Source organism: Nonomuraea sp. NPDC051298 (assembly GCF_055586305.1).
In genome coordinates this window covers 178,390-202,875 of record NZ_JBVJIM010000008.1, presented here as the reverse complement: position 1 = coordinate 202,875, position 24,486 = coordinate 178,390, and the positions used below count along the sequence as shown (strand labels likewise).

General features: G+C 72.6%; 19 protein-coding genes. 6 read left to right on the top strand and 13 right to left on the bottom strand.

Features of this window, described 5'->3' with window-relative positions:
* Positions 1 to 16: 16 nt before the first annotated feature.
* Genes ACZ6S0_RS24350 through pstC form a run of 5 tightly spaced genes read right to left on the bottom strand, consistent with a single transcriptional unit; the run spans position 17 to position 7,186 of the window.
* Complete coding sequence (locus tag ACZ6S0_RS24350) at positions 17 to 2,443, bottom strand: hypothetical protein (protein WP_465921614.1); 2,427 nt, start codon at positions 2,441 to 2,443, stop codon at positions 17 to 19.
* A gap of 9 nt (positions 2,444 to 2,452) precedes the next feature.
* Positions 2,453 to 4,312: a phosphate ABC transporter substrate-binding protein PstS gene (locus tag ACZ6S0_RS24345; RefSeq protein ID WP_465921613.1), complete on the bottom strand. Its 1,860-nt coding sequence runs from the start codon at positions 4,310 to 4,312 to the stop codon at positions 2,453 to 2,455.
* Positions 4,313 to 4,326: 14 nt separating this feature from the next.
* On the bottom strand, positions 4,327 to 5,145 hold the full coding sequence (locus tag ACZ6S0_RS24340) for a phosphate ABC transporter ATP-binding protein (RefSeq protein ID WP_465921612.1): 819 nt from the start codon (positions 5,143 to 5,145) through the stop codon (positions 4,327 to 4,329).
* The gene (gene pstA, locus ACZ6S0_RS24335; RefSeq protein ID WP_465921611.1) at positions 5,142 to 6,242 is read right to left on the bottom strand and encodes a phosphate ABC transporter permease PstA; all 1,101 of its coding nucleotides are present in this window, start codon (positions 6,240 to 6,242) and stop codon (positions 5,142 to 5,144) included. The genes ACZ6S0_RS24340 and pstA overlap by 4 nt, the downstream gene beginning before the upstream one ends.
* Positions 6,239 to 7,186, bottom strand: coding sequence for a phosphate ABC transporter permease subunit PstC (gene pstC / locus ACZ6S0_RS24330; RefSeq protein ID WP_465921610.1), 948 nt, complete (start codon positions 7,184 to 7,186; stop codon positions 6,239 to 6,241). The genes pstA and pstC overlap by 4 nt, the downstream gene beginning before the upstream one ends.
* Positions 7,187 to 7,434: 248 nt before the next feature.
* On the opposite strand from pstC, the gene ACZ6S0_RS24325 reads away from it, so the two are divergent.
* The 4 genes from ACZ6S0_RS24325 to ACZ6S0_RS24310 are packed head-to-tail and all read left to right on the top strand — an operon-like array spanning position 7,435 to position 13,619.
* Positions 7,435 to 9,855, top strand: a complete 2,421-nt coding sequence (locus ACZ6S0_RS24325; protein ID WP_465921609.1) for a substrate-binding domain-containing protein — start codon at positions 7,435 to 7,437, stop codon at positions 9,853 to 9,855.
* A complete protein-coding gene (locus ACZ6S0_RS24320) occupies positions 9,852 to 11,375 on the top strand; it encodes a sortase (protein ID WP_465921608.1) in 1,524 nt (507 codons plus the stop codon). The genes ACZ6S0_RS24325 and ACZ6S0_RS24320 overlap by 4 nt, the downstream gene beginning before the upstream one ends.
* Before the next feature lie 10 nt (positions 11,376 to 11,385).
* A complete protein-coding gene (locus ACZ6S0_RS24315) occupies positions 11,386 to 12,345 on the top strand; it encodes a hypothetical protein (protein WP_465921607.1) in 960 nt (319 codons plus the stop codon).
* Between the two features lie 32 nt (positions 12,346 to 12,377).
* Positions 12,378 to 13,619 (top strand): MATE family efflux transporter, encoded by a 1,242-nt coding sequence (locus ACZ6S0_RS24310; protein WP_465921606.1) that lies wholly within the window; start codon positions 12,378 to 12,380, stop codon positions 13,617 to 13,619.
* Here the strand turns inward: ACZ6S0_RS24310 and ACZ6S0_RS24305 are convergent.
* Both ACZ6S0_RS24305 and ACZ6S0_RS24300 read right to left on the bottom strand, forming a co-directional pair.
* Positions 13,561 to 14,442, bottom strand: a complete 882-nt coding sequence (locus tag ACZ6S0_RS24305) for a sulfotransferase family protein (protein ID WP_465921605.1) — start codon at positions 14,440 to 14,442, stop codon at positions 13,561 to 13,563. The genes ACZ6S0_RS24310 and ACZ6S0_RS24305 overlap by 59 nt on opposite strands.
* 71 nt (positions 14,443 to 14,513) lie before the next feature.
* Positions 14,514 to 15,710 (bottom strand): type 2 periplasmic-binding domain-containing protein, encoded by a 1,197-nt coding sequence (locus ACZ6S0_RS24300; RefSeq protein ID WP_465921604.1) that lies wholly within the window; start codon positions 15,708 to 15,710, stop codon positions 14,514 to 14,516.
* 245 nt (positions 15,711 to 15,955) lie between these two features.
* Here ACZ6S0_RS24300 and ACZ6S0_RS24295 point away from each other — a divergent pair, with 245 nt between their 5' ends.
* Positions 15,956 to 16,357: a cupredoxin domain-containing protein gene (locus tag ACZ6S0_RS24295; RefSeq protein WP_465921603.1), complete on the top strand. Its 402-nt coding sequence runs from the start codon at positions 15,956 to 15,958 to the stop codon at positions 16,355 to 16,357.
* Here ACZ6S0_RS24295 and ACZ6S0_RS24290 read toward each other — a convergent pair.
* The 6 genes from ACZ6S0_RS24290 to ACZ6S0_RS24265 are packed head-to-tail and all read right to left on the bottom strand — an operon-like array spanning position 16,308 to position 22,980.
* Complete coding sequence (locus tag ACZ6S0_RS24290) at positions 16,308 to 17,048, bottom strand: class I SAM-dependent methyltransferase (protein WP_465921602.1); 741 nt, start codon at positions 17,046 to 17,048, stop codon at positions 16,308 to 16,310. The two genes, ACZ6S0_RS24295 and ACZ6S0_RS24290, sit on opposite strands and share 50 nt — an antisense overlap.
* 29 nt (positions 17,049 to 17,077) lie before the next feature.
* Positions 17,078 to 18,316, bottom strand: a complete 1,239-nt coding sequence (locus ACZ6S0_RS24285) for a glycosyltransferase family 4 protein (RefSeq protein ID WP_465921601.1) — start codon at positions 18,314 to 18,316, stop codon at positions 17,078 to 17,080.
* Entirely contained in the window at positions 18,313 to 19,626 is a 1,314-nt protein-coding gene (locus ACZ6S0_RS24280; RefSeq protein WP_465921600.1) for an O-antigen ligase family protein, read from the bottom strand. The genes ACZ6S0_RS24285 and ACZ6S0_RS24280 overlap by 4 nt, the downstream gene beginning before the upstream one ends.
* Positions 19,623 to 21,044 carry a hypothetical protein gene (locus ACZ6S0_RS24275; protein WP_465921599.1) on the bottom strand — a complete coding sequence of 474 codons (1,422 nt, stop codon included), beginning with the start codon at positions 21,042 to 21,044 and terminating at the stop codon, positions 19,623 to 19,625. Before ACZ6S0_RS24275 ends, ACZ6S0_RS24280 begins: the two co-directional genes overlap by 4 nt.
* Complete coding sequence (locus ACZ6S0_RS24270) at positions 21,041 to 21,925, bottom strand: sulfotransferase (RefSeq protein ID WP_465921754.1); 885 nt, start codon at positions 21,923 to 21,925, stop codon at positions 21,041 to 21,043. Before ACZ6S0_RS24270 ends, ACZ6S0_RS24275 begins: the two co-directional genes overlap by 4 nt.
* Positions 21,922 to 22,980: a hypothetical protein gene (locus tag ACZ6S0_RS24265; protein WP_465921598.1), complete on the bottom strand. Its 1,059-nt coding sequence runs from the start codon at positions 22,978 to 22,980 to the stop codon at positions 21,922 to 21,924. Before ACZ6S0_RS24265 ends, ACZ6S0_RS24270 begins: the two co-directional genes overlap by 4 nt.
* 392 nt (positions 22,981 to 23,372) lie before the next feature.
* On the opposite strand from ACZ6S0_RS24265, the gene ACZ6S0_RS24260 reads away from it, so the two are divergent.
* Positions 23,373 to 24,485, top strand: a complete 1,113-nt coding sequence (locus ACZ6S0_RS24260; protein WP_465921597.1) for a glycosyltransferase family 4 protein — start codon at positions 23,373 to 23,375, stop codon at positions 24,483 to 24,485.
* The last annotated feature ends 1 nt before the right edge of the window (position 24,486 follow it).

Genomic DNA, 24,486 nt, shown 5'->3' with positions numbered 1-24,486 from the left:
GCGAACCCCATTCCGTTCATGGCGTGACCGGCCGGCCACGCCCCCATGCCTCGGCCACGCCGGCCGGGTCGGTGAAGGTCGCGCCCCGGACCAGGTCCAGCGCGCCCAGGAAGTCGTTCAGGCAGTACGACTCCGCGTTGTTGGTCCAGTGCGCGCGCCAGTCGCCGCTCGTGCAGTCCCACTGACCTGCGCCGTCCGCGTCGACGCGCCGGCCGCGCAGGAGCCGGTAGCCCTGCAGCGCGCGCCACTGGTCCGCCCCGCCCGACAGGAACGCCGCCAGCGCCTCGGGCGACTGGTAGGGCGGGAAGTTGTTGACGTTGTCGGGATGGCTGCGCGCCTTGGGGTCGGACACCCAGGACGCGCAGGTGAGCGCCGGGTCGTTGCACCGGCCGCCGTTGAAGCTCCACGTCTTCTGGAAATGCGGCCAGGCCGTCCCCGGCCGGGTGTTGACGCCGTCGCCGTACGTGCGGCCGTAGGCGAAGCAGCGGGCGACCACGTCCCGCTGGGCGGCCAGGTCGTATCGGTTGTTCGGGTAGGCGAACAGCCCCCAGGCCCGCAGGTGGCCGTGCGCCTCCAGGTCCGGGATCGTGCCGCACGACTCCGAGCGCTGCGCGTCCTGCGTGAGCCCGGCGAAGTCGGCGGGGTACGTCCTGCTGTGGCTGATCGCCTGCCAGCCGTACCGGTCGCGCAGGTCGGCGAGGTCCTCCCAGGTCGAGTAGTCGGCGAAGCCCTTGGTGCAGTAGCGGCCCCCGGTCCGCGTACGGTCGACGACGACCGTCGGGACGGCCCGGATCCCGCGCTGCCCGAGCAGGGAGGCCACCTCCCCCAGCGGGACCGAGCCGCGCAGCGGCGCGCACCACGGGTCGACCGCCTGCCACTGCGCCCGCCCGAACATCAGCGTCGCCAGGCGCTGCGCCCCCTGCTGGTAGCGGAAGCGCAGGTGCGGCAGGCTCCCGCCGGCCTCGGCCCGGTTGCCGGCCGCGTCGAACGCCTCGACGTGCACGAGGTACTGGCCGCTCGGCGGCTGCGGCAGCACGTACGACCACGCCGCGTGCCGCGTGCCCAGCCCGGTGATCTGGGGGGTGAGCCGGGGAGCGGCGCCCCACCCGCCTTGCTGCTGCCACCACCTGCCGGTGGCGGTGTCCATGACGCCCACGTAGATCGCGGTCACGGCGGCGTCGTCCGTCGCGGTGCCTGCGAGGCGTACCGGACCGGCGGTCAGCACGTCGCCATCACGCGGGGACGTGATCTCGGCGGCCGGGCGCACGGTGTCGGCGCCGCCGCCCGCCGCGCTGAACGGCGCCCACGACGGGCTGAGGTCCGGCTGGTCCGCCGCGTCCACGGCGGTGACCTGCAGGCCGAAGTCCCCGGCGCGCGGCGGCGTCCACGAGTACGACCAGCCGGTCACGGTGAAGGCGGGCGCCCCGTCGCGTACCGACCAGGTCTCGTCGCCGGGCGGGCCCGTCAGGGTGGCGGCGTGCCGCTGGTAGGCGCCCCAGGTGCCGTCGGCCCGCCACCACTGTTTGCTGACGCGGTCCTGGACGGCGACGTACACGGCGGCCACGCCCAGCGCGTCGCTCGCCCGTCCCCGCCACTCGGCGGGCCGGCCGACCGGCACGGCGCCGGCCTGGACGGGGTCCACGACCGCGTCGGGTGCCGCGGCGTCGACGGTGAACGCGGTGAACGGCCACTCGGCGGCGGGCGCGGTGCCGCCGTCCGCGGAGGTCGTGCGTACCTGGGTGGCGAACTCGCCCGCCTGCGTCGGCGTCCAGGCGAGGCTCCACTCCGTCAGCGGCCCTCCCGGCGTGGCCAGCCGGGTCCGGTGCCACTGGTGCGCGCCCCACGTGCCGTCGGCCCGCCACCACTGGCCCGTCACCCGGTTCTTGATCGCGAGGTCCACCGCGGCCACGCCCGCCCCCGCTCTGGCCAGGCCGCGCGCGGTGGTGGCCGCGCGTACCGGCAGCGGTTCCCGCGCGGCGGGGGCGGCGGTCGCGGCGCCGGTGCCCGACGCCGGGAGGGCGACGACGGTGAACGGGGCCCAGGGCAGGGTGGCATCCGGCACCCCGGCCGCGTCGTAGGCCGTGACCTGCACGCCGTACTCGCCGGGCACCGCCTGCGACCAGGTGTGGGACCACGCCGTGCCGTCGAGGCTCGCCGGGAAGGCGTGGTAGTCACCGAAGGAGCCGTCGGGCCGCAGCCACAGGCGGCTGGCCCGGTCCTGGACGGCGACGCGCACCCGCGTGGCCCCGCTCGCGGCGCCCCGCAGGAGCAGGGGACCGGCGGGGTGGAGGCTGTCCACGGCGGGCACGGCGATCGAGGCGTCGGCGGCGCCCGCGGACACGGAGGGGCCCGCGGACAGGGAGGCGCCCGCGGCCACCGGGGCCGGGATCACCAGACCGGTGACCGCGAGCATGAGGGCGATCAGGAAGCGGCGCAGCGCCACGTGCGTCTCCTAGGAACGGTTTCTCCGGCGTACGAGCCGGAGCACGGGCGGCGGGAGGAAGACGCCGACGATGATCACCAGGGCGACGACGTAGAGCGTCCACGGGGTCGCCGCGGACTTGGCGGTGTTGTCCACGCTCCTGGCGGAGTCCGCGGCCAGGCGGGGATCGATCAGGTTGTTGGCGGTCGCACTCGCCGACTGCCCGGGGGTCTGCTGCTGTTGCCGCAGGGCGAGGGTGGGGTCGCCGCCGGTGGTCGTCGTCTGCGGGCCGCCGCCGGCCGTGGGCGAGGTGCTGTTGCCGCCCGTCGGGTCGGCGCCGCCCGTGGGGCCCCCGTCCTGGCCCGGGGTGTTGCCGGTGTTGCCCGGGGTGTTCTTCTTGGGGCCGTCGGTGGGCTGGCCGGTGTTGCCGCCCGGGTTGTTCTGACCGTTGTTGTCCTGGTTCGGATTCTGGGTCTGGTTGTTGTTGCCGTTCGGATCCTGGTTGTTGCCGCCGTTGTTGGGGTCCTGGGGGTTGTTGCCGTTCGGGTCCTGGTTGTTGTTGCCGTTCTGGTCGCCGTCCCCGGTGCCCGGGTCGTCGTTGCCGCCGACTCCGCCGCCGCCGTCGACGCCGCCGCCGTCCTGGCCGGTCTCGCCCGCCTTCCCGCACGTGGTGCCGTCGGGGAGGGTCAGGCCCTCGTAGAACTTGCCCCACTTGTCGGGGTCGGTGGGGATCTCCGGGTGTCCCGGCACGTCCACCAGCGCGTCGAACCCCTGCTTGATGAGGTTGCTCGGCAGCGGCGAGTATCCGAGGTCGGCCGCGAGCTTCTGGCCGTCGGTGATCGAGTAGAGCACGAACTTGGCCATCGTCTCGCCCTTGGCCGGGTCGGAGCCGCCCGCGGGCACGATCACGTAGTTGTAGCTGGAGATCGGGTACGCGCTCGGGTGGTCGTGGTCGTAGACCTTCGTGAGGTTGTAGGTGCCGTCGGAGTTGCGTTCGGCGTTGGTCAGCGCGATGGCCTGGTTGCACGCGGTGGGCAGCACGTAGTTGCCCGCCTTGTTCTTGATCCGGGCCACGGGGAGGTTGCGCTGCAGCGCGTACGCGTACTCGGCGTAGCCGATCGTGCCGTCCTTCGAGGCCACGAAGTCCGCGAGCCCGGCCGAGTCGGCGCGCAGCTCGCCGCCCCGCTCCGACGGCCAGTCGCTGGTGGGCAGGCAGGGCTCGCCCCCGTAGCAGTTCTGGCCGGTGTTGGAGAGGTACTCGTGCCAGAGCTGGGGCGCCATCGTCCTGAGGTAGCCGGTGAAGACCGCCGTGGTGCCCGAGCCGCCCTTGCGGGCGACCACGCTGACCCGCGTGTTCGGCAGGCGGAACTCCAGATGGGGGTTCTCTGCCTTGATCATGGGGTCGTCCCAGAACAGGTTGCCGTTCGACTTCCAGTACTGGTGGTAGATCTTCATGATCAGCTCACCGGTGAGCTGCAGGTCCTCGATGCGCCGACCGGCGTTGTCCTTCAGGTTGTAGAGCATGGCCGTGCCACCGGCCACCAGCGGCATGTACGTGAACGGGAACGAGGGCGTCGGCTCGTTGGCGAGGTTGTCGGGGAACCGGTAGGAGACGTCGCTGGAGGCGAAGTCGACCAGCTTCTGCTCGAACTGGTTGCGGCCCGAGGTGGACCCGTTGGCGTTGAAGTTGACCGCGAGCCCCAGCTTGGCGCCGGCGTCGACCCGCCATTGGTCGATCGCCGGGGCCGCGAAGGTCGATCCCGACCCGTTGACCGCGGGCCCGGCGAGGGCGGCGCGCACCCGTGCGGCGGCGCTCGGCGCAGGGGCCGCGGTGCAGAGCAGCGCCAGGCAGGTGGCGAGGGTGATCCGTAACAGGCGTCCGACGGACATGATGCTCCTCGGGTCTAGCCGAACCGGCCGTTGACGTAGTCGGCGGTACGCGGGTCCTCGGGCTCGTGGAAGACCTGCTCGGTGGGCCCCTGCTCGACGACCCGGCCCGGGGCGTTCTCCTCGGCGAGGAAGAAGGCGCAGCGCTGGGAGACGCGCTGCGCCTGCTGCATGTTGTGCGTGACGATGATGATCGTCACCTGTTCCTTCAGCTCGTGGATGGTCTCCTCGACGCGCCTGGTCGAGGTCGGGTCGAGGGCCGAGCAGGGCTCGTCCATCAGCAGCACGTCCGGGCGGACCGCCAGCGACCTGGCGATGCACAACCGCTGCTGCTGGCCGCCGGACAGGCCGCCCGCGGGCGCGGCGAGCCGGTTGCGCACCTCGTCCCAGAGGCTCGCCCGGCGCAGGCACTCCTCGATGAGCGTCTCCTTGTCGGCGGACCTGAGGCCGTTGAGCTTCAGCCCGGCCGTCACGTTGTCGGCGATGCTCATCGCGGGGAACGGGTTGGGCTTCTGGAAGACCATGCCGATGCGGCGGCGTACCTCGGTGAGGCGCAGCTCGGTGCCGTAGATGTCCTCGCCGTCCAGCAGCACGGAACCGGCCAGCGTCGCGGCCGGCACCAGCTCGTGCATGCGGTTGAGGATGCGCAGGAACGTCGACTTGCCGCAGCCGGACGGCCCGATGAGCGCCGTGACCTCGCCGGCCCGCATGACGATGTCCACCTTCTCCAGCACCTTGCGCTGCCCGAACCAGGCGCTCACCCCGATCGCGTCCAGCGTGCCGCCGGCCGGTCCCGGCTGCTCGGCAGCCTCCATCACCTGGGTGTCGGCGGTCATCGCCGTCCTCGCTTTCTCGTACGCGGCCCGCCGGAGCCCATCCTGGCGAGCAGGAAGAGCAGGAGCACCAGCACCAGCAGGACCAGGGATCCCGCCCAGGCGCGGTCGACCGAGGTGTCCTGCGGGGCGCGGATCTGGTGGTAGATGAACAGCGGCAGGTCGTCCTGGATGCCGCCGAACGGGTTGGGGTTGAGGATCGCGGTGCCGACCGTGGTCAGCATCATGGGCGCGGTCTCGCCGATGATGCGGGCCGTGCCCAGCACCACGGCGGTGATCAGCCCGGCTCTGGCCGTGGGCAGCACGACCATGCCGACGGCCCGCCACTCGGGCCCGCCGAGCGCCAGTGCCGCCTCCCTCAGGCTGCCCGGCACGATCCGCAGCACCTGTTCCGCCGAGATCGTCACGGTGGGCAGCATGAGGATGGCCAGCGCCAGGCTGCCGGCGAAGCCGGAGAAGCCCCAGCGGAGCTGGACGATCAGCAGGGCGTAGACGAACAGGCCGGCGACCACCGAGGGCAGGGCGGTCATGGCCGAGGCGACGAGCCGGGCGGGCGCGGCGATCGGCCCCCTGACCTCGTTGAGGTAGACGGCGGTGAGGATGCCGAGCGGCACCGAGATCAGCGCCGCGATGCCGACCTGTTCGAGCGTGCCGAGGATCGAGTGCAGGCCGCCGCCGTCCGTGGCGGGCTGCAGCGGGCCGGTGAGCTGCATGGTCTCGACGAAGAAGCTCGGGCGCAGGCTCCGCAGCCCGCGGTAGACGACGTACCCGACGACGAGGGCGAACGGGGCGAGCGCCATGAGCGCTCCGGTCGAGATGAGCACCGTCATGATCCGGTCCCTGGCCACCACCCGGCCGCCGGAGTCCCTGGTGACCACCCAGTACGTGCCGAGGAACAACGCGTACCAGCAGACCGCGAAACCGGCGGGCTGCACGGTGAACGGCATCAGCCGGGCGAAGATCAGCCAGGTGAGCACGAACGCGGAGGCCGCCGAGGCGGACAGCTCGATGGTGTCGGACAGCCGCCACGCCCCCGGTCGGCGGCGTGGCGCCGGCGGGCGGGTGCGCTCCTGCGGACCGGCCGGTGCGGTGACGGTCATCGGGCGGCCCGTTCCGCCCGCTGCACCACGCGCGAGGCCAGGAGGTTGATGACGAAGGTGACCAGGAACAGCGTCGCGCCCGCGGCCATCAGCGCGCTGAGGCCCGCGTCGCGCGACTCCTTGAAGTAGATCGCGATGCCGCTGGCGATGGTGACGCCGCCGTTCTCGAAGATGCGCGGCTTGATCTCGAAGGCGAAGCTGAAGATCAGCGTGGCCGCCATCGTCTCGCCCAGCGCCCTGCCCAGCCCCAGCATCGAGGCGCCGACGATGCCGGTGCGGCCGAACGGCAGGATCACCGTGCGCACCATGCCCCAGCGGGTCGCCCCGAGCGCCAGCGCGCCCTCGCACTCGTGGCGGGGCGCCTGGTCGAGCACCGCCCGGACGATCGAGGTGGTGATCGGGATCGCCATCAGCGAGATGACCAGGCCGACGTTGAAGTACGACGAGCCGACCTCGCGGGCCTCGAACACGAAGAACACCCCGCCCAGGTGGTCGACGGCCCACTGTTCGATCGGGTCGAGGAACGGGATGAGCACGTGCAGGCCCCATCCGGCGAAGATGATGCTCGGGATCGCGGCCATCACCTCGATGGACGTGGTCAGCCCCGCCCTGGTGGCGCGCGGGGCGTACTCGTTGATGAAGACGGCCGTGGCGATCGAGATCGGCACGGTGAAGGCCATCGCGATCAGCGCGGTGACGAAGGTCCCGTACATCATCGCGGCGATGCCGAACTCGCCGCTCGTCTCGTCCGGGTTCCAGGCGGTGGTGGTGAAGAACGACCAGCCCGCGCGCTGGAAGGCGGGCAGGGCGGTGAGTACCAGGAACACCGTGATGAGCACGATCGTGACCAGCACGGTCGCCGCGGCCATGGTGGTGACGAAGCGGTAGATGCGGTCACCTCGGCTCAGCCTGGCCGTGATGATGCGGGGTGTCTCCAATGTCACGGGTGCTCCGACCGTCTACGTCCATGAGTCGGGCCCAAGTGTCCGCCCCGGCCCGGTACGCCCCAGCCGCCGTGGGGTTAACGCCGCCATAAGAGTTCGGGGCGGAAATCTAGGTAAATGTCCGGTTCGCCGCGACCGGTTGAACGAGGGCGGAACAGTGGCGGGCGGACTCATCGCGGCATTGTGGGCCGGCCCGGCGCCGGTTTCTCTGGTCGTGGATTGTCGGATCAACCCCATGGAGTGGAGCGGTGGACAGGCGCAAGCGTGCCCTGCTGTTGATCGTCGCCATGACCGGCCCGGCCGTGCTCGCCTCGTCACCCTCCGCGGCGACCGTGGCGGCCACCCCCACCGTGGAGGTCTGGTCGAACGCCACGCGGGCCGACGGCGTACAGGCCGTGCAGATCGATCCCGGCGGACAGGTCGAGATCCGGTGGAAGGGTTTCACCCCCAACATGCCCGTGGTGATCACCCAGTGCCGGCATCCCGACTTCGTCGCCCTGTACCTGTCGGCGCGGTGGAACAACGGGCTGTTCCACTGCGCCCACCAGACCCGCCGGTACGCGCAGACGGGCGCGAACGGCGAGGGCTCGCTCAGCACGGGCTTCAAGGCGGGCACGTTCAACCAGACGCAGGTCTCCAACTACCAGGGCAACTCGGTCTTCGAGTGCAACGGAGCCACCGACCCGGAGACCGGGCTGGAGTCCTCCTGCATCGTCACGGTCAGCGAGTGCGAGTGGTCACAGCCGCTCACCTTCACCAAGACCGGCTCCGTCTGGCAGCTCGTGCCGAACCCGCGTACCGACCTCGCCGACCCGGCGCTGGCGGCGGCCAGCAGGCCCGTACGGATCAAGAACCCGAACGGCGTCCCCGTCAGGACCGTCAACCCCGCCCCGCCGAAGCCCCGGGTGGAGGTGAAGGCCCCCGAGCCGCTGCCGACCCCGCAGGCCCCGCAGGACGCACCCATCAGCGGGGCGGGCTCGGTGAACATCTCCGAGGTCGTCACCGACTGGCTCGTCGGGGTCCGCGCCGCCTCGCCCGCGCGGGACGTCTCCTACCTGAGAGGGACGTCGGTGCTCGGCGCGAGCAAGCTGAAGCAGGGCTTCACCAGCGGCTTCGCCCAGGGCTCCGACTTCGCCATCACGGGTCTCAGCCACACGCGCGAGGAGACCGGCGGCGACGTGGCCTACGCGCCGATCTCCCTGACCGGGCTCAGCATCGCCAACGGGGTGGAGTTCGGCGGTCTCGGACTGGCCGGCACCCGGATGTCGCCGGACTCCGTGGCGACGATGTTCGGACTGAACGGGCAGTGGTCCGACTCCTCCTTCCAGGGCCCGACCGTGAACGACAACCGCGGGTGCGGGCTGCCCCAGCTCAACAAGAAGGCCGTGCTGCGGGCCGGGCAGTCGGCCCAGAACAAGGTGATCTCGTCCTGGCTGGGCGCGACGCTGCCGTCCGGGCGGTTCGCCGAGCTGTACGAGTCGGCCCCCGGCGACCTGGTGCTGGACCCGAGGGCGGTCGCCTTCGACCAGACCTCGGCGGACAACGGGGCGATCGCCGCCGAGTACATCGCGACCCTCGGCGGCAAGGGCGTCAACCGCATCGAGGTGGACGGGAAGACGTACCAGGAGAGCAACGAGACGAAGCAGCTCGACGGCATGCTCGGCTTCACCGACGCCACCCAGGTGGCCGCCGCCAAGGCGAACGGGTACGTGATCAACTCCGCGCCCGTGAAGAACGCCGCCGGCCGGTACGTGCTGCCGACGAAGGAGGCCGTGCTCGACGCGTTCGGCACGATGACCAGGAACGCCGACGGAACCTACAGCCCGGTGTTCGACCGGGCCGACAGGCCGGACGCCTACCCGCTGCCGATGGTCCACTACGTCATGGTCCCCAAGGCCGACGCGTCGGGGCGCAACCCGCTGCCGGCGGCCAAGCGCAAGACCCTGGCCGCCTTCATCGAGTACGCCATCAGCGACGCCGGGCAGCACAAGCTCGCCGAACTCGGCGCCCCCGCCCTGCCCCAGCAGCTCCGCGCACAGGCCGAGGAGGTGGTGCGGATGCTGCTGACGCCGGACCCGGAGGAGCCTCCCGGCACCACGTCGCCCACCCCGACGTCCTCGCCCACGCCCAGCTCGACCCGGTCGCCCTCCCCCACGCCCTCGTCGTCCAACCCCGGGGGCAACGGCGGCGGCCAGAACGATCCCGGCGACGACGGCGACCTGCCCACGCCGACCGTGACCCAGCGGGTCACCGTCAGCCCGAGCCCCAAGCCCGCCAAGTCCCCCACCTCGACCCCGTCCCCGACACAGAGCCGGAGCACGCCCCCTGCCGCCGGCTCGCCGGGCGACAACATCCAGCCGATCGCGGACTCCGGGACCCCGCCCGAGACCCCGCCCGCCTCAAGCGAGCCCGACCCGGCGATCCTGGCGGTGCCCTCGCCCGGGATCTCGGCGACGGTCTCGCCGGTCGCCCAGACGAGCGGCGAGGGCTCGGTGCGCGGCGGCGTGATCCCGCCGGCCGCGTGGGTGCTGCCCGCGGGGGTCGTCGCCACGATCGGCGCGCTCAGCGTGCTGCTCGGCGGCGGCTGGCGCGGGTACGAGATCCTCAGAAGCCGGCGACGCGACGGCGGCGCGCAGGGCACGGGTACGACCCCGACTCCTCAGGCATGACGAACGCGAGCACGCCGCCGGACCCGGCCTACCTGGTCAACCAGGCGGAGCAGGCCGTCATGCAACTGGAGGCGGCGGTGGCGCTGGTGGCCGCGGGCGCGCCGCACGCGGACCGCCAGAGCACGCTGGTGCACGCCGGGGCCCTGGCCGTGCTGCTCACCCAGGCGAGCACGGCCGCCAGGACCCATCACGCGCTGCGGGTGCGGGCCGACCTGCTGCGCACGCGGTACGACGCCGCCATGAGCGGCCTCGGGGTGGCGGTGAACGCCCAGCCCCACCCCGGCAACGGCGGGCCCGGCTGGCAGCAGGGCCATCCGGCTGTGCCGCCGTACGGCGCGCCGTACCCGCCGGGAACCCCGGTCATGCCGGTCATGCACCTGATGCCGAACTCGCCGATCAACCTCCAGCAGCCGCTGATGCTCACGTTCCCGATGCCCGGTCACCAGGCCCCTGGGCAGCCGGGCGGCGGTCACGGGGCGGTCCCGCCGCAGCCGCACGCGCCCGGCCACAGCGGTGGTGGCGCCTTCACCGGGTATCAGGGCGTGCCGCCGGGAGCGGCGCCTCCGTACTCTCCTGGGGCGGTTCCGCCGTTCTACGGGTATCCGGGGATGCCGGGACAGGCCGTGCCGCCGCCGCGTCGGCGCAGGCTCACGATCCCGCCGGAGCTGCGCAAGCTCGGCCGTCCGCTGGTGACGGCCGTCACGATCGCCGGTGTGCTGCTGCTCGCGTTCTCGTTCTACGCCTCCTGGTTCGGGCACCTGACGTACGAGCGCAACCAGCGGATCATGCTCGACCAGCTCAACGAGGACTTCAAGGCGTCCGCCACGATCGCCGCCGCGCCCATGGCCGGGGACCGGGACCTGTCGGCCGTGCCGCGGCCGGGCACGCCCGTGGTGCTCCTGGAGATCCCCGCGATCGGGCTGCGCGAGGTGGTGGTCCAGGGCACCGGCACCGGCGAGTTGCGCGCGGCGGTGGGGCACTACCGGCCCTCGCCCATGCCCGGCCAGATCGGCAACGCCGTGCTGGCCGGACACCGGGACCTGTACGGCCGCCCGTTCGCCAGGATCGGCGAGCTGCGACCGGGCGACAAGATCACCGCCAGCAGCCAGGAAGGCCGCTTCACCTACACGGTCGAGCTGGTCGAGCGGGCCAGGACGGGCGAGGAGGACTTCCTGTCGCAGGGCACGTTCGTCAACCGGCTCACGCTGCTGACCAGCGGCGACACCGACGACGGCGGGCGGCTGGCGGTGGTCTCGAAGCTGGACGGCCAGCCGGCCGGGCTGAAGATCCTCGACCAGGCCCGGGTCGAGGTGGACGAGCTGGGTCTCGGCCGCGACCCCGGTGGCTGGCTGCCCACGATCCTGTGGGGACTGGCCACGGTGGGTGTGCTGTTCGGCACGATCGTGCTCTACCGGCGCTGGCGGGCGACGTCGACGTATGTGCTCACCAGCCCCGTGCTGTTCGCGACCGTGCTGTTCTGGTTCGAGTCGGCCACGCGCCTGATCCCCTCCACCTACTGAAGGACCGACGATGGAGTTGTCCGACTACGCCCGCCGCAACCGGCGGCTCGTCGCCCCCCTGATCGCGATCCCGCTGGTCGCCGGACTGGGCGGCGCGGGCTGGGCCCTGACCAGGCCCGCCGAGTACACCCACTCCTCGGAGGTCCAGGTGCCCGCCGCGCCGGGGCAGGCCGGCGCCGCGGCCGTGGAGCAGACGATCTCGACCTTCCGTACGCTGGTCACCTCGGCCGGGGTCGTGAACGAGGTCGCCCGGCAGACCGGCGTGAGCGTCGACGACGTGCGCGAGAGCCTGACGACCGGCCGTCCGGTCCAGGGCGGCCAGCGCGGCACGCTGGTCCGGGTGCATTTCACCGGCGACGACCCCGAACAGGTGACCGCCGCGACCCGCGCCGCGACCACCGTCGCCCTGAACACGCTGCTGCGGCAGTCGGTCACGGCCGCCGGCTCGGCCAACGCCCGCGCCAAGGAGATCGCCGACAAGGCCGAGGCCGACCTCGCCGCCGCCGTCAAGAAGTACGGCGGGCTGCCCGCGGAGCGCTACCGGGCCACGCTCGGCGAGATCTCGCGGCTGGAGACCGAGCTGCTGGCCCCGGTCTCCCAGCGCAAGCCCAAGGACATCCGCAAGACCATCAAGACGCTCAACGGCCGGCTGACCGGCCTCGCCCCGCAGGTCCAGGAGTACCAGGGGCTGCAGGACGCCGTCGTGCAGAGCGCGCGCAAGCTCGCCACCACCGAGCAGCAGGCACGTGACGTCGAGGCGAACCTGACCGCCGCGACCGCGTCCATCACCCCGGTCACCGCGCAGGCCGTGCCCGCCTCCCGCGGCGCGCTGGTGCTGCGGGCCGCCGCACTGTCGGCCGGGGTCGGCCTGCTGATCGCGGCGCTGCTGGCGGTGCTGCGCGGGTTCGGCGGGCGGCGCGAGGTCGTCGCGCCCGAGACGACGCTCCCGGTGCCCGTGCCCACCCGATGAAAGGCCAGAAGAAGGGCCGGAAGAAGGGGTCGATGACAGGGCTCTGGACGCTCGCCGACCAGGTCCTGGCCAGCCTGAGCAACGTCCTGCTCACGATCGTGATCGCCCGCGAGGCGAGCCCCGACGGGCTGGGCGCCTTCGGGGCGGCGTTCGCCGTCTACCTGATCATGACGGGGGTGTCCAGGGCGGTCGCGTCCGAGCCGCTGCTCGTCCGGTTCAGTGCCCACGACCGGGAGGCGGGCGCCGCCGAGCACAGGGCCGCCTCGCGTGCCTCCGCCGGCGCCGCGCTGGCGCTGGGGCTCGCGGGGCTCGCCGCGCTGCTCGCGGTCTCGGCGCTGACCGGCGGCACGCTCGGCGCGGTGTTCGCCGCGCTGGCCTGGTCGCTGCCCGCGCTGCTGGTCAAGGACGCGCTGCGGTTCGTGTTCCTGGCCGCCGGACGGCAGTCCGCCGCGATGGCGGGCGACCTGACCTGGGTGCTCGCCCAGGTCGTCACCGTCGGCTGGGTGCAGGCGTACGGGCCGCGGGACGTGCAGTGGTACGTGCTCGCCTGGGGCCTGTCGGCGGCGGCCGGCGCGGTGCAGGGCGCGTTCCACGCCCGCTGCCCGCCCTCGCTCGCCCGGGTGCCCGCGTGGCTGCGGGCGCACCGGGACCTGCTGCCGGGCTACGTGATCGACTTCGCCGCCCGCAGCGGCGGCCGGCAGGTGACCATGCTCGCGGTCGGCTGGTTCGGCGGCCTGGCCGCGCTCGGCGCGATCCGGGCGGCCGAGGTGCTGTTCAGCGCACTCAACGTGGTGCTCCAGGCGGGCCACCTGGCGACGATCCCGTCCGCGGTGGCCGCGCACCGGCGTGGCCGGCTGCGCCGTGCCGTCCTGCGGCTCGGCGTCGTCCTGGTCGGGGCGTCGTTCCTGTACGGCTGCGGCACGCTGCTCGTACCCCCGGCGCTCGGCACCGCGCTGGCCGGGGAGACGTGGGAACTGGCCCGGCCCGTCCTCGTCGCCGAGATCGCGCTCTACGCGGGCATCGCGGCCGTCACGGCGGTCACCGTCGGCCTGCGGGCGGCGGGCGACGCCCGGCGGAGCGCGCTGGTGCGGGTGGCCGTCGTGCCGTTCTCCATCGTCGCGGGCGTGGCGGGCGCGCTGGTCGCGGGGGCGCCGGGAGCGGTCATCGGGCTCGCGGCGGTCAACTGGCTCGCCCTGCCCGTGTGGATCCGCCAGTTCAGAGCGGTGTCGTCGGGTAGCCGTGCCGCCGCAGGTGCCGTTCCAGCGAGTGGGTGAGCAGCGTCTGCTGGGCCGGGGTGAGGTCGGTGCGGTAGGAGTCGGCCCGGCCGGAGCTGAAGCGGTGCCGGGCGAAGCCGCGCTCGAAGTCCGCGGTCCACGGCAGGCCCAGGAAGTCCAGGATCAGCTCGACGTGCTTGCGGGGGTCGGCCACCACGTCCTCGTACCTGACCTCCAGCCACCGGTCCTGGGGCGGCGCGGCGGCCTCGTAGGCGTCCATCAGCAGCTTCCAGGCCAGCCCCGCCAGCAGGACGTGCGAGCGGCCCGAGCGCTCCCACTCCTGCGCGTACGGCTCGGGCAGCGGGCCGAAGTGCCATCCGGAGGGACCGAGGTGACCCCGCCACCACGGCATCCGCAGCCACGAGTTGGCCACGGCCCGGCCGTCGCGTACGACGTGCACGAAACGCGCGTCGGGGAAGACGGCGCGCAGCAGGCCCACGCGAGGCCAGCCGGTGAACTTGTGCGAGAACTGCGCGGTGCCCCCGGCCTCCCAGCGGCCGAGGAAGAAGCGGCGCAGCCGGTCGGCGAGCCACGGGGTGAGGTCGTCGGCCGTCAGGTCGCGGAACGGGTCGGCCAGCAGCGGTGACACCTCGCGCGACAGGGCCAGGTAGCCCTCGGAGGGCGCGAAGCGCACGCGTCCCTTCCTGGTCAGCGCGGGCGGGACCCGGCGGTAGATCGCGCCGCTGCGCCGCCGTACGGAGGAGGGGCAGCGCGGGGAGCGGTCGTCCAGGTTGGAGACGAAGCCCAGCGCGGGATGGCGGGCCATGACCTCGTGGACGAGGGTGGACCCGCAGCGGCCGGTCCCGATCACGAAGCTGAGCACGGTGCCTCCAATGGGTCGAGGACCCGGCCGCTCGGGGCCGGGTCCTCATGACGTCGCGGTGTTCAGAGGGGTCAGACGTTCACGTCGGTGAAGGTGCACTTGTTGCCGGTCGGGTTCACCTTGACGAAACCGGCGTCGGCGATGATCTGGTCGATGTGCTGACCCCAGTTGCGGTCGGCGCTGGCGTGCGCGACCCCGGGGCCGGTGTTGCCGATCGGCTTGCTGTGCGAGCCGTTGGACTTGCAGATCCAGCCGTTCTCGCCGATGTAGCCGCGGACGTGCGCCGGGACGGCCGGGTTGGCGAGGCGGTAGACGTTGTACAGGGACCGGCTGTACTGGTACGACCCGTCCTGGATGGTGCCGGGCTCGGGGGCGATGCCGTTCACCGAGATCAGGTCGGTGGCGGCGTCGGTGCAGGTGGCGGCGCCGGTCTGGTACTTGCCGAAGGACAGCCACCAGATGGAGCGCTGCCGGTCGGCCGCGGGCAGGTTGTTGATCGGGGTGCACTCGTTCTCGAACAGCACCTGGCCACCCGTCGCCGAGACGCAGGTGTTGGGGTCGCCGCCGAGGAACGACTGCCAGGTGGCGTACGTGCCGGAGCTGGTCTGGATGCCGTGCACCATGATCTGGCCGGAGCCGCCGCCGAAGTCGCTCCAGTTCTCGGCGCAGCCGTCACCGGAGACGTCGAGGAAGATCTCGCGGAGCTGGTCGTGCGTCAGGCTGGCCACCGAACTGGCCGGGCCGCCCAGCCACTTGGGAATGGCGATGGCGTCCTTGGCCCAGGCCACGTACCGGAGCTGGTCGGTGCTGTTGACGCACTGGCTGGGCCGGCTGCCGGGGCCGGAGGAGGACCGCGCGTAGTAGACGGGGGTGACGCCGGACGCCCCGAACTCGCACAGCCCGCGCAGGCCCGCGGAGGTGCCCTGCGCGAAGAGGCTGTAGGCGATCTCGTGGTCGTAGTTCTCGAGCTGGTTGGCGGCGGCCTGGTCCAGCGGGTCGCACTGGAACTGCGGCGTGGCCGGCGGAACGCGCAGGGCGCAGCCGGGCGAGGCGTTGAACGCCTTGTCCAGGTTGGCCATGGCCTCGTAGGTGGTGTCCGAGCCGGCGCCCCGGATCGGGAAGTCCATCGTGCCGTTGTTGAACGGCGGGATGGCCTGCGCCGGAGCGGCGACCGCGACGACGCTCACGAACGCGGCGGCCACCACGGCCAGGCGCGTCAGGAAGCGGCGGAGCTTGTTGTTCTGAGGGGTGCTGTTTTCAGCGGACATGAATCCTCAATCCGTCCGTAGGGGGTTGGGGACATTTGCGACGCCTCGCCGATAATCACGCCCCCGGCACTCCAGGAAAACAAATGGGTCGCGTCCGCCAGGGGAACGAATCCTTCACTCACGCTGACGTCCCGGCGTTTCTCCGGTGCGCCGAAAATTGTCCGTCCATTTACTTGCCGAGCATATGCCGTGTCTTTTGTTCTTGGTCGGGCGGCGGATAGTGCCGTGCCATGAGGACAGCCTTTGTGATCATCGTCGCAGCCGTCTCCCTGTCCGCCGCCGTCGCCTGCGGCGGGAGCACGGGCCGCGCCGCCGCCCCCGCCGCCCCCGACGTGCCCGCCGCGCCGACCGGCGACGTGGCCGCGGGCAGGGAGATCGAGCTGACCGCGCGGGGTCCGGTGCCCCGCCATCTGATCGCCGGCCCAGGAGACCGCGTCACCTGGCACAACGGCACGTCGAGCGACCAGACGGTGACGATGCTGGACGGCACGAAGTCCGGGGTGATCGGGCCGGGGCGGTCGTTCACCCGGGATTTCCCCACCTCGGGGACGTTCGCCTACAAGGTCGCCCCCGGCGACAGGCCGGGCCTGGTGGAGATCAACCTTCCCGAGCCGTCTCAGGAGCCTGCCACGCCCGCGCCGAGCTGACCGCGATGAGCGACTTGGTCAGCCCGGCCACCCGCTCGGCGAGCAGCGTCGAGTCGGGGAAGTAGTAACGCATCTGCGTGCGGCTGAGCAGCTCGATCTCCATGACCGCGACCAGGGCCTCGGCGCGGGTGCGCGGCCGTACGCCGGACAGCGGCCAGCGCAGGGCCAGGGCCGTCTGCACGCGCAGCGGCAGGAACTGGAACATGGGGAACACCCAGTGCGGCTCGATCGGGAAGTACAGGTACGGCACCTGCACCCAGTGCCGGCTGCCCAGCCGGTAGACGGTCTCGGCGAAGCGGGCCCGCCGCTCGTGCCCGCCCACGTGCTCCATCACCGAGTTGGAGAAGACCAGGTCGAAGCGGCGGCGGGCGAGCGGGCCGGAGAGGTCGCAGGCGTCGGCCAGCTCGACGCTCACCCAGTCGGGCACCTCGTCCACCGGGGGTTCCAGGTTGACGAGGTGCACGTGCGCGGGGCGTACCGGCGCCCTGGTCCAGGTCCGTACGGTGCCGCCGAGGTCGACGACCTCCATCGACTCCAGGTCGGGGAAGCGGTCCAGCAGCAGGCCGAACCTGCGTGCGCGCAGCCGCGTGTTGAGCGAGCCGGGCCGGCCGATCAGCAGGCGGCGCAGCCGCCGTCCCAGATCGTCGTCGGCGGAGTCGGGGGCGCTGCCGGGGGCCCGGAACTGCGTCATGAATCAGCCTTCCTGAAACGGTGCCGCGGCTAGCTGGAATTCGCCGCCTTGACGGCCTCGCGGTAAATCTCGCGGAGCCCGGCGTAGTGCCCTTCCGGAGAAAATCTGCGGCGCGCCACCTCGCGGCAGGAACGGCCCATCTCCAGCGTCTCCTGCGGATTCTTGAGTAATGCCAGCGCCGCCGAGGAAAGCGCCAGCGGGTCGTCCGGCGGCACCAGCTTCCCGGTGGCTCCGTCGACGACGAGTTCGGGGATGCCGCCCATCGTGGTGCCGATCACCGGCACCCCGCAGGCGAACGCCTCGAGGATCGTCATGGGCTGGTTCTCGTACCAGCGGGAGGGTACGAGGAGCGCGGTGGCCGACTGGATCAGCCGCAGCACCTCCTCCTTGGGCAGCCGGCCGGTGAAGCGCACCCGGCCAGGCGCCACCTCGTCGGCCATCCGCTCCAACGCCATCCGCTCCGGCCCGTCCCCCGCGATCACCAGCTCGCCGAACCCGCGCAGCATGCCCAGCGCCTTGATCGCGACGTCGATCCCCTTCTCCGGGCTCAGCCTGCCCACGCAGACCAGCGGCCCACCGGGGACCGTCTTCGCGGGCGATCCCCCGCCGTCGGCGAAGTGGTCCAGGATCCGCAGCCGGTCGGGGAAGATCTCCGCCTGGGTGAGCTGCCCCGCCATGAAGCGGCTGGGGCAGATGAACCGGTGGACGGGGTCGTAGGCGTCGAAGCGGCGGTGCAGCCACGTCTCCAGGGCCACGGCCATGCTGGCGCTCAGCGAGCCGCCCTTGCACCTGCGTTTGACCGGCTCGCGCAGGCTGCCGCCGACGCAGGCCGTGCACGGGGTGCCCTTGTCGAGGAAGGAGTAGGAGGGGCAGGCGAGCTTGTAGTCGTGCAGGGTCATCACCATCGGCACCCCCGCGGTCCTGAGCGCGGCCAGCACCGACGGCGAGAGCTGGTGGTAGATGTTGTGCAGGTGGGCCACGTCGGGCTCGAAGTCGGCGATGACCTTGCCGATCCCGCGCCGGGCACTCCTCGACCAGAGCATGCGCCCGGCGCCGCGTAACTTGCCGAGCGGGCCGCGCGGGAGCGGGTTCAGCTCGAGGTGCCGGGGAAAGTGCTCCTCGTACGGGACGGCGAGGTTGTCGGGGTGACGCATCGAGAAGAAGGCCACCCGGTCGCCCCGCTCCCGCTGCAGCTCGGCCAGATCCAGCAGGTACGACTCCGCGCCCCCGCGCCGGTAGAGGAACTTGTTGACATGCAGGATTCTCAATTGCGGACTCCGCTTCCGTGTGTGAGGCCCGCGAACGCCGCGAAATACCACATGACGGCCACAGAGGTCATGACGTTGTCGGCCAGCGCGGCCACCGCGAGCGCGGCGACACAGGCGGCGAGCCCGACCGCCACCCCCCGTTCGAGCCCCGCCCGCGTGGCGCGCAGCGCGCGGGCGGCGATGAGTGCGAGCGTCACGAGCAGTGCCAGGTAGGCGATCAGTCCGAGAAGCCCCGTCTCCACGGCCGCGCGCAAATAGTCGTTGTGCACCTCTTTGACGATCAGCAGTTTGGTCGTGCCGAGCCCGGTGCCGGTGACCGGGTTCCGCTCCATCAGGCCCAGGGCCTGCTCCCAGTGGTCGAAACGCCAGACCACCGAGTTGCCCGCGTAGCCCGCGTCCGTACGGCTCTCGCCCAGGCTCGACGGCAGCACCACCGCCGCCGCCACCCCGGCCAGCCCGACGACGGCCAGCAGCCGCCGGTCCTGGGCGATCGCCACCACCACCAGGCCGGCCACCGCGCCCAGCCAGGCGGTCCGCGCCTCGCTGGCCACCAGCGCGAACGCCAGCCCGGCGACCACGACGGCGAGCAGCAGCCGCGCCCGGCCCCGGCTCCACCACAGCAGGCTCACCCCCATGAGGGCGAGCAGCATGCAGAACAGGCCCAGCCCGTTGGGATGCCAGAACGTGCCGTGCGGCTGCGGCACCCCGTGCACGTACGCCTGGTCGGCACCGGTCACCACCTGGTGGACGGTCAGCACGACGGGCGGCACCGCGGCGGCGAAGACGGCGGTGAGCAGCGGCCCGCGCAGCGCGGGCTCCTCGCTCGTCAGCCGTCCGACCACCACCATCATGAGCAGCCAGGTGGCCAGGCGGAGCAGCTCGGCGGCGCTCGTCGCCGGATCGTACGACCCCAGCGTGCTGAGCCCGGCCACCCCCAGAAACGCCAGGATGGCGGGGTGCACGCCCTTCCACGGCTGCGCCGCGAGCCAGGCCAGCCCCGCCACCAGGAACAACACACCCACGGCCGTCCCGGGGTCGAGCCAGGCGGGCAGCTCCGAGTAGTCGCCGACCACGCGCGTGTCGAGGGTGCCTCTGGCCGTGTCGAGCGAGGCCCGCACGGCCAGCGTCGCGCCCACGAACGCGGCGAACCTGGTCACCGCCAGGTGGACCAGCAGCGCCAGCCCGACCGCCACGACCGGGAACACGACGGCGGCGCGCGAGGCCGCGGCGGCGACCTGCGCACCGGTCAGCACGGCGACGGCGGCCGCTCCCAGGACCAGCGGCCACCCCGTACGCGCTCTGGTGATCACGACGCCCTCAGCCAGTTCATGGTTTCCTCGATCGGCGCCCGCACGGTGACGAGAACGGGCGTGGCGCCCACCGCCAGTGGTCGTCCGCCGGTCAACGGCCGGGCCGGGCCGCCGGGCAGCGCGGCCGTGGTGACCTCCGTCCCGGCGGGCGGGCGCAGCTCGGCCGGGCGCTCGCTCCACAGGACCAGCACGGTGCCGCCCTGCCAGGCGACCGCGCCGCCCTCCACACCTTTTTCGACATCGGGCAGGCGGCGCCACCGCCCGGAGCCGTACGCCTTGAGCCGGTCGAGCACGGACCTGGCCGGTCGGGGCCGGCCGTCGGCCCCGTACAGGGCCCGCCACGTCTCCACCTCGGCGATCTCCCCGGGCGAGTGGTAGACGGGCAGGTAGACCAGCTTGCGAACACCACCGGCGAGCAGGTGCGTGACCAGTTTCGCGGTCTCCGCGCCGTGGGCGGCCGGGTCGTACCCGCTGCCGGGCCAGAAGGAGCCGACCTCCCACGCCTCGACCGGCAGTCCCGCGCCCTTGACGTAGTCGAGCACGTCGGGCGTCAGCGACCAGTGGTCGTAGTAGTGGAGCTGGTAGGCGTCGAACGTGCGGGCGCGGTCCAGCTCGAAGACCACCTGATGGGCCGTGAGCGCGCGGCGCGCGACCGGTCCGGCGAGCGCGGCGCGCAGCCCGGCGGCGTCGGCCGCCGCGGGGAACCGGCCGCCGGTCCGCCGCCGGTAGAACTCGCGGTAGAAGGTCAGCGCGGCCTCGGCGTCCCCCGCGTCGGCGCGCTGCCGGGCGATGGCCAGGCCGTAGCTGGAGCTCGACAGGCCGGGATCGACCAGCCGCGCCTTCGGGTCGGCCTGCCGGACGGCCCGCGCGCCCGCCTGCCCCACCTGCCGGTAGGCCGCCGGGTCCGCCCCCCAGGACGTGGCCGCGTCGATCTCGTTCTCCACCCCGTAGAGGTGGACGCCGCGCTTCGCGTACCGGCCGACCAGCTCGCGGACGAACGCCTGGTAGCGCCCGAGGTCGGTGGGGGGATAGGAGGGGGAGATCCGTACCCGGTCGGTCGCGGGACGCCCGCTCGCCCAGCACGAGCCGATCCGGACGCGGATGAGCAGCTCGTAACCCCGGCCGAGGATGTCGTCCACCACCTTGTCCTCCAGGGACCAGGTCCTGCTGCCCGGCCGCCGTTCCACGGCGCACCAGACGATGTCGTGGAAGCTGGGCCCGCCGGAGTAGCCCGCGACGGCCGCGCGGAAGCGGGAGGGCAGCTCGTACGCGTTCCACTTCAGGCCGAACCGCGCCTCGTACGCGGACGCGGCGGAAACCCCGGCGGAAACCCCGGTCGTCGCCGACGGGACCGGCGCGCAGGCCAGTAGCAGGAGCACGGCCGAGACCACGGCGAGGAGGCGGGCGGGCGGGCTCACCTGTGGTACCCGTATCGTCGTCCGGCCGGGAACGTCAGCAGCTCCACCAGGCGCCGGGTGGCCGCGGGCATCGCGCCCGCCCACTGGCTGTCCAGGCGCAGCGGGGTGCGGCCGGTCCTGTGCCGGTCCACGTTCCCCGCGACCGTGTGCGTGGGCCGGAGCAGCACCCCGTCGGCGTCGATCTCCGGGATCTCCGGCTCTGCGTGCCCGACCAGGTGCGCGACCCGGCGCAGCCAGTGCTCGGGCTCGGCCACCAGGTCCTCGTAGCGGAGCAGGAGGTAGTCGTCCCCGCTCAGCCGGGCGGCGGCCCGGTTGCCCGCCCGCCACAGCAGCGCGCTCTGCCAGGCCGGGCGCACGGCCATCGCGTCGGCGCCCTCGCCCGCCTTGCGGCGCTGCCACGACCACGCCACCGCGCGCGGGTCGCGGACGAGATGGACGACCTTCAGCTCGACGTCCGGCGTGCGCGCGAGGAGATGGCCGTAGGGCGCGGGCTTGGTGGTGTCGACCACGACCGCGCACCCCGTCACCTCGGCCAGGGCCCGGTAGAGCCGGGCGAGCAGCCGCAGGTGGTCGCCCGGCGCGGGCACGGCGTGGCCGGGCAGGGCCGCCGCCATCACTCGCCAGCCGCGCATCGCCGCCCGGTGCCTGCGCGCCAGCTCGGCCAGCTCGTCCAGCTCGGGGAACGCCCGCTCCAGCACCGCGCTCCACACGGGACACAGGCGGACGGGCCGCCCGCAGCCGCACGCGCCGCCCGCGGCCAGCCCTCGCTCCCACAGGTAGCCGGCCTCGCCCACGTTGCAGAAGCCCGGGATCTGGCCGAGCATGCTGCCCAGGAGGGTGCTGCCACTGCGCCCCGCGCCGGTGACGTGCAGGACCCTCACCAAGGCCGCCGCACCTCCACCCGGTGGAAGGGCTTGCTCTGGTCGACCAGGCCGACCCGGTCGACGGCGCCGAACTGGACGACGAACTTGCCCTTCTTGGCGGGCGGGGTGAACCTGTAGGACCACGACGCGGTGGGCGAGCCAGGACGGTCGACGGCGACGACGTAGCGCTGGTAGTCGCCCCAGGTGCCGTCGGGCCTGAGCCACGCCCTGGTGTGGAAGTCCTGGATCGCCACCCACAGGCCGCTCACGCCGTGGTCGTCCGACGCGGTGCCGGTGAAGCGGAGCGTTTTGCACCGCTCCAGTACGGTGTCCAGACCCGCCGGGCTGCTGATCACGGTGTCCGGGTGGGCGGTGTCGACGTCGAAGCGGCGGAAGGGCAGGTCCTGGTCCGGCTGCCCGGTGCGGTCCTTGGCCACCACCTGCAGGGAGAACCTGCCCCCGCGCGGCGGCGTCCAGCCGTACGACCAGGTGGTGGCGGTGGTCCCCGGGCGGGCGAGCGCCGCGGCGTGCTGGACGTAGTCGCCGAACGTCCCGTCGGGGCGGTACCACTGCCCGCTGTCGATGTCCTTGATCGCGACGGCCACCTCACCCACCCCGCGGTCGTCGGTGGCGGCGCCGGAGAAGGTCAGCGGACGGCGGCCGTACACCTCGTCCTGGATCGGCGGGACGTCGATGGTGGCGTCCGGCGCGACCGCGTCCACGGAGAACGGCCGCCAGGCCGGCGTGGGGTCGGCGGTGCCGCCGGTGTCCTTGGCGGTCACCTGGATGCCGAAGTCTCCGGCCGCCGTGGCCTGCCAGCGCCAGTCCCATGCCGTCCTGTCGGCGGAGAGGTTCGCGGCGTGCCTGGCGTAGGCGCCCCACGTGCCGTCGGCCCGCCACCACAGCCGCGAGACGCGGTCCTGCACGGCCACCCAGACCTCGCCCACCCCGGTGTCGTCCGTCGCCCCGCCCCGGAAGTCGACGGCGCCGGGCTTCCACACGCTGTGGGCGTCAGGGCCTGTGACGGTCGTGTCCGGAGGCGAGACCGGAGCCGCCGCCATGGTGGCGATCAAGGCCGTAATGCCGGTAAACCTAGTAGGAAAAGAGGATAAGAGGACACCCATTCCAGCCTCCCCAGCAGGGCACCACCCAATGGACAGCCCTTTATAGCCCCGATCCGGCCCCCGCTGTAGTATGCGGCGAATCAACGCCAAAAGGGACTTCCATGAACCTCGGGTAAACGGCAGGTTCGTCCCTATTCCCCCGCGGTTTCCGCGCGTCGCCGGAGAAAACCAGGGGTGAAGAACGAGGAAAAACGGCCGACTCCCCTTTTGTCCCATTCCTCAATTCCCTAGCGTCCACGCCGGAAGCGTGTAAGCGACTGGTTGGAGCCGGCATGCGCGCCACACAGCAGCCAGAGTCCCGCGCCGATCAGCCGCCGGGCCGTCACCCTTTGCGAATCGTCATGATCGGGCAGCGTGGGCTCCCGCCGACCTTCGGCGGCATCGAGCACCACGTGGCCCAGCTCGGCCGCCGGCTGGCGGCGCGCGGGCACGACGTGACCGTCTTCTGCAGGACCAACTACGTTCCCGAGCGCCTGCCGTCCTTCAACGGCATACGGCTGCGCCACCTGCCCACGGTGGGCACCAAGCACATGGACGCCATCGTGCACAGCGCGCTGTCGACGCTGGCCGCCATGCGCGAGCGCCCCGACATCGTGCACTACCACGCGCTCGGCCCCGGCCTGTGCGCGCCGCTGCCCCGCTACCTGTCCGGGGTCCGCGTCGTGCAGACGATCCACGGCCACGACGACCGCGGGCAGAAGTGGGGCAGGGCCGCCCGCTCGGTGCTGCGTACGGCCCGGTGGACGAGCGAGCGCGTGCCGCACGCGGTGATCGCGGTCTCCCGGCTCAGCGCCGAGGAGTACGGCCGCACCCGCCCGGGGACCACCGTCCACATCCCCAACGGCGTGGAAGCGCCACAGTCGTCCCCGCCCGCCTCCCTCATCCAGGAGTACGGCCTGCGCCCGGGACGGTACGCCCTGTTCGTCGGCCGGCTCATCCCCGACAAGGCCGTGGACGTGCTGATCAAGGCGTTCCGCGAGCTGCCGGGGGACATGGACCTGGCCGTCGTGGGCGGCTCGGCCTTCACCGGCGAGCACGTGGCCCTGCTGCACTCCCTGGCCGCCGCCGACCCGCGGATCCGCATGATCGGCTACGCCTACGGCGAGCACCTCGCCGCGCTCTACGAGCACGCCGCCGTGTACGTGCAACCGTCGTGGACCGAGGGCATGCCGCTGACCGTCCTGGAGGCGATGTCGCACGGCCTGCCGCTCGTCCTGAGCGAGATCCGCGGCCACACCGACCTGCTCGCCCCCCTCTCCCCCGCGGCGCGCTTCTTCCCGCCCGGCGACTCAGGCGCACTCGCCGCGCAACTCGGGTTCGTCCTGCGTGACCTGGACGCCGAGCGCGCCGCCGCGGAGTCGCGGCGGGAGTGGCTGTTCCGCAAGTACTCGTGGGAGTCCGCCGCCGCGCACACGGAGGACCTCTACCGATCCCTGGTCGCGGCACTGCGGTGAA

What these genes read in the sequence shown, in the direction of transcription:
- ACZ6S0_RS24315 (WP_465921607.1), top strand. Translation starts at nt 11,386, where the DNA reads ATGGAGTTGTCCGACTACGCCCGCCGCAACCGGCGGCTCGTCGCCCCC.
- ACZ6S0_RS24260 (WP_465921597.1), top strand. Translation starts at nt 23,373, where the DNA reads ATGATCGGGCAGCGTGGGCTCCCGCCGACCTTCGGCGGCATCGAGCAC.
- ACZ6S0_RS24345 (WP_465921613.1), bottom strand. Translation starts at nt 4,312, where the DNA reads ATGTCCGTCGGACGCCTGTTACGGATCACCCTCGCCACCTGCCTGGCG.
- ACZ6S0_RS24310 (WP_465921606.1), top strand. Translation starts at nt 12,378, where the DNA reads ATGACAGGGCTCTGGACGCTCGCCGACCAGGTCCTGGCCAGCCTGAGC.
- pstA (WP_465921611.1), bottom strand. Translation starts at nt 6,242, where the DNA reads ATGACCGTCACCGCACCGGCCGGTCCGCAGGAGCGCACCCGCCCGCCG.
- ACZ6S0_RS24290 (WP_465921602.1), bottom strand. Translation starts at nt 17,048, where the DNA reads ATGACGCAGTTCCGGGCCCCCGGCAGCGCCCCCGACTCCGCCGACGAC.
- ACZ6S0_RS24340 (WP_465921612.1), bottom strand. Translation starts at nt 5,145, where the DNA reads ATGACCGCCGACACCCAGGTGATGGAGGCTGCCGAGCAGCCGGGACCG.
- ACZ6S0_RS24320 (WP_465921608.1), top strand. Translation starts at nt 9,852, where the DNA reads ATGACGAACGCGAGCACGCCGCCGGACCCGGCCTACCTGGTCAACCAG.
- ACZ6S0_RS24300 (WP_465921604.1), bottom strand. Translation starts at nt 15,710, where the DNA reads ATGTCCGCTGAAAACAGCACCCCTCAGAACAACAAGCTCCGCCGCTTC.